This is a genomic window from Lysinibacillus fusiformis (assembly GCF_016925635.1).
Taxonomy (GTDB): Bacteria; Bacillota; Bacilli; order Bacillales_A; family Planococcaceae; genus Lysinibacillus; species Lysinibacillus fusiformis_F.
Map to the genome: position 1 here is coordinate 547,262 of NZ_CP070490.1, position 12,742 is coordinate 560,003.

At 36.3% G+C, this 12,742-nt stretch carries 11 protein-coding genes; 7 read left to right on the plus strand and 4 right to left on the minus strand.

Features of this window, described 5'->3' with window-relative positions; translation table 11 throughout:
* Positions 1-211 precede the first annotated feature (211 nt).
* The 5 genes from JTI58_RS02645 to JTI58_RS02665 all read left to right on the plus strand — a co-directional run bounded on the left by JTI58_RS02645 (position 212) and on the right by JTI58_RS02665 (position 5,572).
* Positions 212-1,246 (plus strand): DctP family TRAP transporter solute-binding subunit, encoded by a 1,035-nt coding sequence (locus tag JTI58_RS02645; RefSeq protein WP_205445060.1) that lies wholly within the window; start codon positions 212-214, stop codon positions 1,244-1,246.
* A 57-nt stretch (positions 1,247-1,303) separates the two neighbouring features.
* The gene (locus tag JTI58_RS02650) at positions 1,304-2,350 is read left to right on the plus strand and encodes a DctP family TRAP transporter solute-binding subunit (protein ID WP_205445061.1); all 1,047 of its coding nucleotides are present in this window, start codon (positions 1,304-1,306) and stop codon (positions 2,348-2,350) included.
* Positions 2,351-2,604: 254 nt separating this feature from the next.
* Positions 2,605-3,102, plus strand: a complete 498-nt coding sequence (locus tag JTI58_RS02655) for a TRAP transporter small permease (protein ID WP_205445063.1) — start codon at positions 2,605-2,607, stop codon at positions 3,100-3,102.
* Complete coding sequence (locus tag JTI58_RS02660; RefSeq protein ID WP_205447054.1) at positions 3,083-4,351, plus strand: TRAP transporter large permease; 1,269 nt, start codon at positions 3,083-3,085, stop codon at positions 4,349-4,351. The genes JTI58_RS02655 and JTI58_RS02660 overlap by 20 nt, the downstream gene beginning before the upstream one ends.
* 9 nt (positions 4,352-4,360) lie before the next feature.
* Positions 4,361-5,572 carry an MFS transporter gene (locus tag JTI58_RS02665; RefSeq protein ID WP_205445065.1) on the plus strand — a complete coding sequence of 404 codons (1,212 nt, stop codon included), beginning with the start codon at positions 4,361-4,363 and terminating at the stop codon, positions 5,570-5,572.
* A gap of 19 nt (positions 5,573-5,591) precedes the next feature.
* Here the strand turns inward: JTI58_RS02665 and JTI58_RS02670 are convergent, their stop codons facing one another.
* The 4 genes from JTI58_RS02670 to JTI58_RS02685 all read right to left on the minus strand — a co-directional run bounded on the left by JTI58_RS02670 (position 5,592) and on the right by JTI58_RS02685 (position 10,721).
* Positions 5,592-6,491 carry a DMT family transporter gene (locus JTI58_RS02670; RefSeq protein ID WP_205445067.1) on the minus strand — a complete coding sequence of 300 codons (900 nt, stop codon included), beginning with the start codon at positions 6,489-6,491 and terminating at the stop codon, positions 5,592-5,594.
* 168 nt (positions 6,492-6,659) lie between these two features.
* A complete protein-coding gene (locus tag JTI58_RS02675; protein ID WP_205445069.1) occupies positions 6,660-7,871 on the minus strand; it encodes an amidohydrolase in 1,212 nt (403 codons plus the stop codon).
* Positions 7,868-9,118 carry an amidohydrolase family protein gene (locus tag JTI58_RS02680; protein ID WP_205445071.1) on the minus strand — a complete coding sequence of 417 codons (1,251 nt, stop codon included), beginning with the start codon at positions 9,116-9,118 and terminating at the stop codon, positions 7,868-7,870. The genes JTI58_RS02675 and JTI58_RS02680 overlap by 4 nt, the downstream gene beginning before the upstream one ends.
* 43 nt (positions 9,119-9,161) lie before the next feature.
* Positions 9,162-10,721 (minus strand): glutathione ABC transporter substrate-binding protein, encoded by a 1,560-nt coding sequence (locus JTI58_RS02685; RefSeq protein WP_205445072.1) that lies wholly within the window; start codon positions 10,719-10,721, stop codon positions 9,162-9,164.
* 182 nt (positions 10,722-10,903) lie between these two features.
* On the opposite strand from JTI58_RS02685, the gene JTI58_RS02690 reads away from it, so the two are divergent.
* Together JTI58_RS02690 and JTI58_RS02695 are read left to right on the plus strand one after the other, a co-directional pair.
* Positions 10,904-11,806, plus strand: a complete 903-nt coding sequence (locus tag JTI58_RS02690) for an ABC transporter permease (RefSeq protein ID WP_205445074.1) — start codon at positions 10,904-10,906, stop codon at positions 11,804-11,806.
* 14 nt (positions 11,807-11,820) lie between these two features.
* A complete protein-coding gene (locus JTI58_RS02695) occupies positions 11,821-12,741 on the plus strand; it encodes an ABC transporter permease (protein ID WP_205445076.1) in 921 nt (306 codons plus the stop codon).
* The last annotated feature ends 1 nt before the right edge of the window (position 12,742 follow it).

A 12,742-nucleotide genomic window follows, 5' to 3' on the forward strand; every position in this document is an offset into this window, starting at 1 on the left:
TATGATGCTTTACTATGCACATTTATAAAAGAAAAGTAAGCAGATTCTTTTTTCTCCAGCAATCATCTTGTATTATAACAATTTATCAGTATAACTAATTGTTATATACCATAAATACCAAAATGTTCATTAAAACCATAATATTGAATATTTATTCGTTTAAAATACAATAGAAAGCGTTCACATCTTATACAGTTAGGAGTGAATTTACATGTGGCGTAATCCTATAAAAGTACTTTTCTTAAACTTATGTTTTTTTACCATCTTAATAGGTTGTCAACAGCAAACCTATCCAACTGACAATGAGCAATTAAGTCATGAAGAGCAAATTGTCATTCGCTTTTCACATGTTGTTGGTGAAAACACACCTAAAGGAATGGCAGCAATTAAATTTGCGGAGCTTATTAAGGAACGAAGTAATGGTCATGTAGAGATTCAAGTTTTCCCGAATGGCGTACTGTACAAGGATGGTGAGGAGATGAATGCTCTTTTAAGAGGAGATATTCAGATGATTGCCCCTGCCGTTTCAAAAATTACTACGTTTGTACCTGAATGGTCTGTCATGGATTTACCTTATGCATTTAAAAATACAAAAGAAGTTCATACATATGTTGAAAGCGAAGTTGGACAATCATTAATGAAGAGATTAAATAAACACAATCTGATCTCGATGGGCGTATGGGATAGTGGCTTTAAACAGTTAAGCAATAGTATTCGTCCCATCCAAAACTTAACTGATCTACAAGGCTTACGTATGAGAATAATGCCAAGTGATATTTTAGCTGAGCAATTTTCCATTGCCGGTGCCTATCCTAGAAGAATTGATTTCAATACGGTCTTTCATCAACTACAAAAAGGCAATGTCGATGGGCAAGAAAATACGCTCACTAATATTACAAGCAAAAATCTACATTCGCTTCAAGATTACTTAACTATTAGTAATCATGGATATCTAGGCTATTTGTTATTAATGAATAATGAATTTTGGAATTCCCTCCCTAAAAATGTGCAGGAGCTTTTGATTGATACTCTTGAGGAAGTACAAATATGGGAGTGGCAACAAGCAGAGAATTTAAGTGCAGAAAGACTTCAGGAAATGGAAGCATGTCAATGCATACAAATTCATTATTTAACAAAGGAAGAAATAGAAGATTGGGAAAACGCCTTTAAACCTGTATACGACTATTATGCGGAAAATTATGGTTTTAAATATATTGAGGCACTTCCTAAAAATCAATTTCATTAACTAGGGTTTAAAAGGTTGTCCTTTTAACTATAAATATAAATTTTAGGGGGATATAGAATGAAAAAATGGCTTTTCATGTCATTCATGGCTTTGCTTTTACTAGTACTTGCAGCTTGTGGTGGCGACAAAAAAGAACCTGCTTCTGCTCCAGCAGCTGAAGGAGATGGTGGTTATACTAAAGAAAAACCTCTTATTATTAAGTTCTCTCATGTAACTTCTATAGATAGCGTTAAAGGTAAAGCAGCTGAGGCATTTGCAAAATTAGTTGATGAAAAAACAGAAGGTAAAGTGAAAGTTGAGGTTTATCCATCCTCACAACTATATGGAGATAATGATGAATTAGATGCCTTAGTATCAGGAAATGTGCATATGATTGCTCCTTCCGTAACGAAAATGGTAAAAATCGATCCTCGTTGGCAATATGTTGATATGCCATACCTTTTTGAAAATCAAGAGCATGCTCGTAAGTTCTTTAATTCAGATGTTGCAAAACTAATTCTAGAATCTGACCAATTAGCAGCTAACGATATCAAAGGTCTTGTATTCTGGGAAAATGGTTTTAAACACTTTTCCAATAACAAACACCCACTTGTGACAGTGGACGATTTTAAAGGACTAAAATTCAGAGCACAAGCAGGTAAAGTTTTAGAATCGCAGTTTAAAGCATTGAATGCTGGTTCTGCGACAATTGCATTTGGTGAAACGTACGCTGCATTACAACAAGGAACAGTAGACGGACAAGAAAACACATTTAATAACTTTGATACTCAAAAATATCAAGAAGTTCAAAAACACTTCTCTGTATCTGAACATGGTCGTCTAGACTATGCCATCTTTGTAAACAAAACATTCTGGGAAAAAATACCTTCAGAGCTATTAACAGCAGTAGAAGAATCATTAAATGAGGCAACAACGTTAGCTTGGGATTTAGCTGCGCAAGAAAACGAAAAATCATTCGAAAACATTAAAAACTCTGGCATCGAAGTCATTGAGCTAACTGATGCTGAAAAAGAAGCAATAAAAAAACAACTGGAACCAGTCTATGAAGAGTTTACTGATGTTATCACAGAAGAATTAATTAATGGTATTCGTGATTTAAAATAAAACAAGCTCTAAAAAAACTTATTATTCCAACAATTAAAGAATTAAAGTAATAGGAATCTATAACAAATTCTAGGGAATCTTTGTTAGGAAGTTGCCTAGTTGTCGATTATTTTCATCAATATCAATAAATTTTATTAGTAAATCGCTTACATGAACCTTATACAAACGGGTGCTAAGAAGCTCACTTCAAACTGCAACATTTACAGTGGGAATAAAAGCATCCGTTTTTAACTTTAAATAAAGGAGGCAAAAACATGACAGCCGTTTATAAAATATGGGGCTACTTAGAAGAAATTCTTGCTGGAATTTTTTTCGTAGCAGGTGTCGTGCTCATTTTCTATGGAGTTATTATGCGCTACATATTCAATGAACCACAAGCATGGGTAGAGGAATTAGCACGCTATTCTATAATTTGGGGTACATTTTTGGGGTTTGGCTTAGCTCTTCGCCACAATCAGCATATACAGGTGGATATACTATATGACAAATTAAAACCATCGAAAAAACGTCTATTAGATTTAGTAGCAACAGGTTTGAGCATCGCCTTTTGCCTAATTTACACTTATTATGGCTTTGTTTTAGTGGAAAATCGCTATACATCTGGTATGGTTTCACTTGATATCGGAATTCCAATGTGGATTGTATATTTAGTCTTACCTCTTTCAGGTATTTTATTTTTACTGAGATTCGTAGAACGATTAGTTAATATTCTACGAGGAAAGGATGAAGAATATGCTAATCCTCTTACTTAGTTTCTTTTTGCTATTATTTCTACGCGTACCTGTTGCTATTAGCTTAGCACTATCAACAATTCTAGTATTCTTCCAAATAGATTTTAATATGAATATGATTCCACAGCGCATTTTTACTGCATTAGATTCTTTCCCTATGATGGCCATCCCAGGATTCGTGCTGGCTGGCGTATTAATGGCGCGCGGTGGGATATCAAAATATTTAATTGAAGCTTTACGTGCATGGATTGGTCACCTGCCAGGTGGTCTTGCAGTTGTAACAATTGTTGCCTGTGCTATTTTTGCCGCTATTTCAGGCTCTTCACCTGCCACAGCAGCAGCAATAGGCTCTATTATGATCCCTGCAATGATTTCAGCAGGCTATAAAAAACGGTATTCGATGGGACTTGTTGCTGCAGGTGGTACATTAGGAATTTTAATTCCACCGAGTGTTCCATTAATTATTTATGGAATCACCTCGGAGCAATCAATTGGTGAGTTATTTATGGCTGGTGTTCTTCCTGGACTAGCTTTAACAGGAATATTAATTATTGCTGCCATCGTTTATGCAAAACGCAATGGTTTTAAAGGAGATCAACCTGCTTCCTGGGAAGAGCGTGGCCGTAAATCTTTAAAAGCCATTTGGGGTGCATTTTTACCTTTTTTAATTTTAGGAACAATCTATTCAGGAGTTGTAACACCAACTGAATCAGCAGTAATTGCTGTTTTCTATGGCCTTATCGTATCCTTGTTTATCTATCGTGAAATGAAGCTAAAAGATTTCCGCGACGTATTAGTAGAATCTATTAATATTACCGCTATGATTTTCTTAATCATAGGTGCTGCATCACTATTTGGGCTTTATTTAACAAATGCACAAGTACCACAGCAAGTGGGTGCATGGATTGCAGAAAGTGATTTAAATAAGTGGATTTTTATGATCATTGTCAATATTTTGTTCTTTATTATGGGTATGTTCTTAGAAGCCGTCTCCATTATTCTTATTACTTTACCAATTTTATTACCAATTCTTGCACACTTCGATATAAATTTAATACACTTTGCCATTATTATGACGATTAATATGGAATTAGGAATGATCACCCCACCAGTTGGATTAAATCTCTTTGTGGTAAGTGGTATTGCAAAAGAAAAACTTGGAGAAGTGGTAAAAGGCGTTATACCGTTTATCATTTTAATGATTATCTTCTTAGCACTTGTCGTGATAATCCCACAACTTTCTCTCTGGTTACCAGAGCAAATGAAATAAGGTTTAAAGATGGATATAAATACAAAGGGTTATTCAATAAGAGATCGTTCTTTTTGGACAATCGTCATAAGTTTGGGAGGGGCTTCTGTTTTCGTGTTTGCAGCAATGTATTCTGTCCAGCCCCTTCTTCCTTTCTTTACAAAGCAATTTCATATTTCTGTATCTGTTGCAAGTCTATCCGTTTCTTTGACTACTCTATCAGTAATAATTGGATTAGTCGTTCTAGGTTTTTTATCAGATCGATATGGAAGAGTATTATTCATTCACTTATCTATAGTTTTTACCGTCATCCCTTTTTTCTTTATGCCACTAACTGATTCTTTTTCTACTATTATTTTTTTGCGCTTTATTCAGGGCTTTGCTATTGCAGGAGTTCCTGCAGCAGCACTTGCCTATCTTAGCGAAGAAATTGACCAACAATCAATGGGCTTTGCCACTGCTTTGTATATTTCATGTAATGCACTAGGCGGAACAATTGGTAGGCTCATGATGGGGTATATCACTGAATATTTTTCCTGGAAAATGGCATTTGTTACATTAGCCTTAATGGGGTGCATCGTTATGGTAATGGTCTGGTGGATGCTACCTAAATCCCAAAATTTTTCGGTACAACAGCGTACGATTCAACAGGATTTACAAGGCTTTTTGTTCCATTTGAAAAATCCACAATTATTGATACTTTTTGGATTGGGAATTATTTTACAATTATCCTTTACAGGTGTTTGGTCATTTATTCCCTATTACTTAACAGCGCCTCCCTTTCTATTATCTTTAAAAAGCATTTCTTTTGTTTTTTTAGCCTATGGTTTAGGTATTATTGGTTCGCCTATTGCTAATGCACTTGCAGGAAAAGTTGGATTAAATATCATTCGTACATTTGGTGTTTGTTTATTAACAGTGGGGATACTTTTTACATTAAGTCAGTCACTTTTCATTATTATAATTGGACTTTGTCTAGCATGTTTAGGTTTTTTTACTGCTCATGCATTAACTTCCTCATTGGTAAGTCGGCTAGCTCTTTATCAAAAAGGAAGCGCCTCTAGTCTATATCTGGTCGCTTATTATCTCGGTGTGGCCTCTGGAAGCACAATATTAAGCCCAGTTTGGTCATTATTTCAGTGGCATGGCATCGTAATTATTACTGCCTTTCTTCCATTAATATACCTATTCATATTAAATTTTCTTCAGAAACAGCAAAAAAGAGATGTACTCGAAAAATGAACATCCCTTTTTTGCTAATTCATTGTTTTTTTACAAGTACAATTGCTTTAATTTCTTTATAATAAATACAGAGCAAAATTCCTACTAAAATTAATAAAGAGCCATATATTTGAACACTTGTAGGGAATTGTTTTAAAAATACCGCACTCAATAGCATAGCTATAGCCGGCTCAAAGTTTAACAACAGTGACGCATTCGTCGAGCCGATTTCCTTCATTTTTTGATTCCACATTAAATTACTTACCCCATGAATAATAATCGCTGATAAAATGAGCAAAAACCAGTAGGGCATTGCAACTTGCCAATTCGTCTGTGGCAAAATAGTAAAAGAAAATGGGACAAGCACTAGTAAACCAATTAAATTTGTATAAAACGTAATCGACTGGGCTGACATTTTCAAACTAAGATGATTGACAATAATGAGGAACAAAGCAAAGCTTAGCATTGTAATTAAGCTCAGCACCTCACCCTTACCGATGGAAATGGTGATAAGTGCTCCTTTTGTAATGATGAGACCAACACCAACAAATGAAATTATCGCACCTAACCAAAATATGCCGTTACGTGATTCATGATAAATCATTTTATTCAGTAGAGAAGTGACAATCGGTGCACAGGCTAATATTAAAGCCGCAGTAATAGGAGAAGTGTGCTGGAGACTAGCATAAAAGCTATAGTGATTAATGGAAACACCCAGTATTCCTGCAAGGACCAACAACAATAGCTCATTGCGCGTAAATGTTGTTCTGCTAATTGCTTTCCAACTAATCCCCCCTAAAAACAGAACTATGACAATCAATCTAAAGATGGCGACCGTTAAAGGGTTCCAATGTTCAATTAAAATAGAGCCAATAATGAAGTTACTGGCCCAAAAAAATACACAGCTAAATAAAATCATATAGATTGTAAGTTGCTTCATATTTTATCGCACCTGCATATAAAGAGACTTCTATATAAGTTATGGATCAACTAATAAAAATCTACTTCCCTTTCCTTTATTCATCTTTTCTATTAAAACATAAGTATAGCAAACTAGAAATTTTCTAGTTTGCTATGTTATCTAAATAAGGGGGATTTAGATTAATACTTAGTTGATAAACTTACCTTTAGACATAACCACTCGGTTAGATGGTTTACGCGCTATGACTTCAGCGCTTGATACTGCGTCAAAGAATACAAAACTTGCTTCATCTTTCACATTCGGCCAAACCTTCTGACCATTTGCATCCAATGGTGTAACACCATTTGTAATATATTTTAATGTTTGTCGAATCGAACGTTCATCAAGCTTGCGAGAAATGTCTGCAAAAGTAGTCGCTTTTTCTAAAATATCTCCTGAGCCATTGGGACTCCAGGAATCATAAAAGCCATCGCAACCAAAGTGGACATCCACGCCGTGCTCTGTCAGTAATTCAATCGGTGGAATTAATCGTCGCAAATCAAATGGCACAGTTGACATTATTTTTACTTGTTGTTGCGCTAAACGATCTGCAATTTTATGTTGTTCCATGACCGATACATCACCAAGTGAAAAGGCATGACTTATTGCCGTTCTACCCTGGTACTTGGCATCCTCCACGATATCTATCCATTTATCGATTGTATAATACCCAACGTGGCCACCATCATGTAGGTGAATATCGACATCTACATTAAATTCCTGTGCGATATCCATCACTTCATAAAGAGAAGGCTCAATCGAGTTATCAATGCCAGCTGGATCTAGGCCACCAATCATCGTCGCTCCATTGCGTAAAGCTTCACGCAATAATTTAGGGACATCATCTCTTAATAGGCCGTGCTGTGGAAAGGCAATCACTTCGGATGTCACGACATCTTTATAATCGCCCAATGCCGCTAGTACACCTTCTAAATTTTTTAATCCAATGTATGGATCGATATTAACATGTGTACGAATATGATTTGCACCATTCTTAAGGATTTTTTCAATCATTGCAGCTGCACGTTGTTTACCAGTTGTAGCAAGAACGGATAACTCTTGTGCTTCACGATCAAGTCGTTCCTTTAAATTCTTTACGGGAACACAAGCCTTCCACGGTAAAGATAAGTATGTTTTATCTAAATGATTATGCATTTCCTTAAAGGCAGGTAATAGCAGCTTTCCATTCATATCTGTAACTTCATTTGGTGAATCGATTGCCTGTGTTGCAGGTACAATTTGAGAAATAAAGCCATCTATAATTTCAAGGTGAAAAAGCTCCACTTTCGTACCAACTGTATCATTTTCCTTTAGATATTCTCCTGTTTCAAGTAGAACATTTGTAAGCCATTGCTTCATCTGAATTCTCCTTTCAACTCTCCTACATCCTGTTGGTGAATCATTTTGCCTTGTGAAATGACCGTAGTAATTGGGCATCTTCTTGCTATCACATGGGCAGTGCTCACGCCATCCACTAACAGCATATTGGCTTTATCACCAACTTGTGGCCAAACCCGTTCTCCAGCATCATTCAACGGCGTGATACCACCAGAAGCGTATTTCCAAGCCCGACTTAATGAATATTCATCAATAAAACGGAATCTCTCCGCCATCACATTTAATTTCATGATGGTATTACCCGTACCATATGGTGACCAATGATCTGTTAAACTATCATGCCCCACAGATACCTTTACACCATTGTTATAAAGATAAGGAATTGGTATCGTCGAACGGTTCAAATCTATTGGTACAGTTGTTGTTACATCCATTTGTACCTCAGCCATTGCTTGAACTAAATTTTCTAAGCGTGACTGTTCTAAATCAGCAAGTGCCATCGCATGGCTAATTGTGACTTGTCCTTCTTTTTTTGCCTGTTTCGTTAACGCTATCAGCTTATAAAATTCAAATTCACCTAGTGTGTTAGCAGTGTGAATATGAATATCTATCCCTGCATTATAGTCTTGAGCAATGCCCATTGTTGTTTGCAATGACTTTTCGATATTGCGATCTACAATGGATGGGTCAACGCCCCCAACAAGCGTTGCTCCCATTGCCATTGCCTCACGGATTAGTCCCTCTACATTGGAGCGTAATAAGCCATGCTGTGGAAAGGCCACAATATCATAGGTGATTTGATCTTGATATTTTTCTAAAACGTGTTTTGTAATTTCAATATGTTTTGTCCCAATTTGCGGGTCAACATTACAATGTGAACGAATATGTGTGTGTCCTTGTGAAATAAGCCACTTCACCATTTCCTCAGCTCGATAAGCAGCTGTCGGCAATTGCTTTGGTAGTAGCGTTCTTTCTTCTTCAATACGTGTTAAAATCCCTTTCGTAATGGGTCTTGGCGCCTGCCATTCTCCACCAAAATACGTTTTATCGATATGAATATGCATCTCTCGGAATGAAGGGACTAATAGTTGCTGTTGCGCATCTACTACTTCTACATCTCCATCAGCCACTATATTCTTATCCACTTGTTGAACATGCCCATCTTCGATTAGGACATCATAAATACCTGTACGAGTTGCAACAATGTGTTCATTTTCGCGCTCATATGCTTCTTCTAATCTCACATTTTTCAGCAATAGTTTACTCATAGTTTCCTCCCAATTGGTATTTTCCGTCTATCACCAAATTCGATTATTCTACAATTTCAACGCCACTAATCATCGTGTAGTTAGATGCATCTAACCAGAAACCTTTTACAGCATTGCTATAGACTGCTAAATGCTCATAGTTACGCACTGGGATATACACAGCTTCATCTAACTCGATTTGCATCGCTTTTTTGTAGATTTCATTACGTGCCTCTTGGTTTGCTTCAGAGCGTCCTTGCTCAATTAGTTTATCAACTTCTGGATTTGAATAGTAGAAATGGTTTCCTGGAGGTCCCATAGAAGCAGTGTGGAATAGATTAAATTGGTTATAATCAGCATCCCCAGTAGCATTACCCCAGCCACTAATAAATATTTGGTGCTGTTCTTTCGTGATTTCAGAAATAAATGCACCATATTCCATTACTTGAATTTCAACATCTAATCCGATTCCTTTTAATTGAGATTGAATCACCTCAGCCATATTGATACGCTCTTTACGGTCACTTGTCAGTAATTTAACTTTTGTTCCTTCTTTCACGCCAGCTTCTTTTAATAATTCTTTTGCCTTCACTACATCATAGTCATATGGTTTCGTTTCACTAGAATAACCAATAATTTTTGGACTCATTGCCGAATTCGCAAGTGTTCCTACATTATCATAAATACCGCTGATAATCGCTTCGCGGTCAACAGCATAGCTAATTGCTTGACGTACTTTTACATCTGATAATAGGGTATCTTTCACATTGAATCCGATAAATTCTACTGCAAGTCCTTCTGCACGGAATAAAGTCATCGTTGAAGAATTTTCAATACGATCAATCTCTGTTACAGGTACTTGTTCAGCAATATGCGCTTCTCCACTTTCAATCATTGCTAGACGCGTAGAATCCTCTGGTACAACTTTAAATGTTACTTTATCTACTTTCGGTACAGTTCCCCAATAATCTTTATTCGAATTTAATGTAATTTCTTGACCTGATTTCCAAGATTCAAATACAAATGGGCCTGTCCCTACTGGATGTGTTGCTAATTCGTCGGCCGCTTCAGCAATAGCTTTCGGACTCATCATACTACCTTCTTGACTTGCTAAAATAGATAGCAGCGGGGCATACGGTTCTTTTAATTTCAATGTAACAATATACGTATCATCTACTACTACTTCACTAATCATTGATAATTTATCACGCTGCGGTGAACCAGTTGCAGGATCTAAAATACGATCGAATGTAGCTTTAACAGCCTCTGCATTAAAATCTGCACCATCATGGAATTTAATACCTTCATTCAATGTAAATGTCCAAGTGACATCATCTTTTTGCTCCCATTCTTTTGCAAGTAGTGGAACAATTTTACGATCTCTATCAAAAGCAACAAGTGTTTCATATACCTTGCCATGAATAATATTCGCTGATGGAATATCTGTAATAAAATGAGGATCTAGGCTTGTCGCATCTGCTGCTCTTAGAACGACTAATTCTCCCCCTACACTTTTCGATCCCTCTTTGGAACCTTCCGTACTATTATTGCTAGCAGTAGAACATGCTTGCAGAATAAGTACTATCATTAGTGCCATGAATAAAAACAACTTCATTTTCTTCATCAACATTTCCTCCTTGTGTGATTTGTTCCTTACATTTCGAATTATAAAGAAATAAATTTCACTTGTTTTTTAAAATCTTTACGTGTTTTTTAAATTTTCTGACTAATAAGCCATAAAATATTTACATTCTTTACGCTTTTCACTAAATTGAAATCAAATCAAATAGAAAAGGAGTATTCGATATGAATAAAGTAACAACTACTATCGATCATTCTGTTTTAGTGAATGCACGCAAGGCATCTAGAAAAAAGAATCTTGTTTCTTTCCTAAACAAAATTAAGAAAAATAAAGCAGCTGTCGCAGGAGGCATCATCATTCTTCTATATATAATGATGTTTCTTATCGGGCCCATTTTAGCCCCTTATGATCCATACGACGTGCAGTTAGATCAAAAATTACAAGGACCCAGCTTAGATCATCTAATGGGAACAGATGACAAAGGGCGAGATATTTTAAGTCGAATTTTATATGGATCACGTTTATCAATTGGTGTTGGTATTTCAGCTGTTTTATTCGGTGGTACAATCGGCACTTTCTTAGGACTTATTGCTGGCTATTATGGCAAATGGGTTGATTCTATTATTAGTCGAATTTTAGATATCATGCTTGCCTTCCCAGGTATCTTGCTAGCTTTAGCTATTGTTAGTGCATTAGGGCCAAGCCTTATCAATGTCACAATTGCTGTTGGTTTTTTCTCTATTCCTATGTTTGCTCGTATTGTACGTGGCTCAACAATGGAAGTTAAAAAATTAGAATATATCGATGCTGTCAAAACACTTGGAGCAAATGATATGACAATTTTAATTAAGCATATTTTTCCAAACATTTTATCACCTATTATTGTACAAGCGTCTATGCGCTTAGCAACGGCTATTCTATCTGCAGCCGGTCTATCATTCTTAGGTTTAGGTGCTCAGCCACCATCTCCTGAATGGGGTGCCATGCTATCTAACGGACGTGATTTCCTATTTACCGCTCCTTATATGGCGCTATTCCCAGGTATTATGATTTCTATACTTGTATTAGGCTTTAACTTATTTGGTGATGGTTTACGCGATGCGCTAGATCCAAGAATGAAAAATTAAAGGAGAGAAGACATATGACATTATTTATCTTAAAACGACTAGCTCAAATTATTCCTGTGACACTTGGTGTAACGCTTGTTGTTTTTCTAATTATGCAGATGATTCCTGGGGACCCAGCGATCATTTTAGCAGGAGAAGGAGCTTCTCAAGAAACGGTTGCAGAATTACGTGAAAATTTAGGGCTCAATAAACCATTAGCCGTTCAATATACAGAGTATATTAAAAATCTTCTACAAGGAGATATGGGTCATTCATTAAAAAATAACCAACCTGTCTTTGGGGAAATTACGTCTCGTTTACCGATTACAATAGAGCTTGCCTTTTATAGTATTTTAATCACCATTGTTTTAGGGCTTATTGCTGGTATTATCTCCGCTATCCGTCCTTATTCGTTTATGGATGTAGGATTAATGGTTGTCGCTTTATTAGGGATCTCCCTTCCAAGTTTCTGGTTAGGTATTTTATTAATGTATGTATTCTCCGTACAGTTACATTGGCTTCCTGTAGCAGGTTGGGATAGTGCCAAGCATATTATTCTCCCTGCTGTCACACTTGGTGCTGGTGGAGCTGCCATCGTAGCACGTATGACTCGCTCTAGTATGTTAGAGGTTGTAAATCAAGACTATATTCGAACAGCGAAAGCAAAAGGCTTAAAAGGGTACATTATCATTTTAAAGCACGCATTACGCAATGCCTTGATTCCAGTTATTACAGTAGTAGGCTTACAATTTGGTAGTTTACTTGGTGGAACAGTTTTAGTTGAATCTGTTTTCGCTGTGAATGGATTAGGACGAATGATTGTAGATGCCATTCGGACACGTGATATACCTGTCGTTCAAGGTGGCGTGCTTGTTGCTTCATTAATATTTGTTTTCATTAATCTTTTTGTAGACATTTTGTACCGAATCTTTAATAAACGAATGGATTTAAACTAAG

Bases quoted from the DNA above. Each gene is read 5' to 3' on its own strand.
- JTI58_RS02645 (WP_205445060.1), top strand. From the start codon at position 212: ATGTGGCGTAATCCTATAAAAGTACTTTTCTTAAACTTATGTTTTTTT.
- JTI58_RS02650 (WP_205445061.1), top strand. From the start codon at position 1,304: ATGAAAAAATGGCTTTTCATGTCATTCATGGCTTTGCTTTTACTAGTA.
- JTI58_RS02655 (WP_205445063.1), top strand. From the start codon at position 2,605: ATGACAGCCGTTTATAAAATATGGGGCTACTTAGAAGAAATTCTTGCT.
- JTI58_RS02660 (WP_205447054.1), top strand. From the start codon at position 3,083: ATGCTAATCCTCTTACTTAGTTTCTTTTTGCTATTATTTCTACGCGTA.
- JTI58_RS02665 (WP_205445065.1), top strand. From the start codon at position 4,361: ATGGATATAAATACAAAGGGTTATTCAATAAGAGATCGTTCTTTTTGG.
- JTI58_RS02670 (WP_205445067.1), bottom strand. From the start codon at position 6,491: ATGAAGCAACTTACAATCTATATGATTTTATTTAGCTGTGTATTTTTT.
- JTI58_RS02675 (WP_205445069.1), bottom strand. From the start codon at position 7,871: ATGAAGCAATGGCTTACAAATGTTCTACTTGAAACAGGAGAATATCTA.
- JTI58_RS02680 (WP_205445071.1), bottom strand. From the start codon at position 9,118: ATGAGTAAACTATTGCTGAAAAATGTGAGATTAGAAGAAGCATATGAG.
- JTI58_RS02685 (WP_205445072.1), bottom strand. From the start codon at position 10,721: ATGAAGAAAATGAAGTTGTTTTTATTCATGGCACTAATGATAGTACTT.
- JTI58_RS02690 (WP_205445074.1), top strand. From the start codon at position 10,904: ATGAATAAAGTAACAACTACTATCGATCATTCTGTTTTAGTGAATGCA.
- JTI58_RS02695 (WP_205445076.1), top strand. From the start codon at position 11,821: ATGACATTATTTATCTTAAAACGACTAGCTCAAATTATTCCTGTGACA.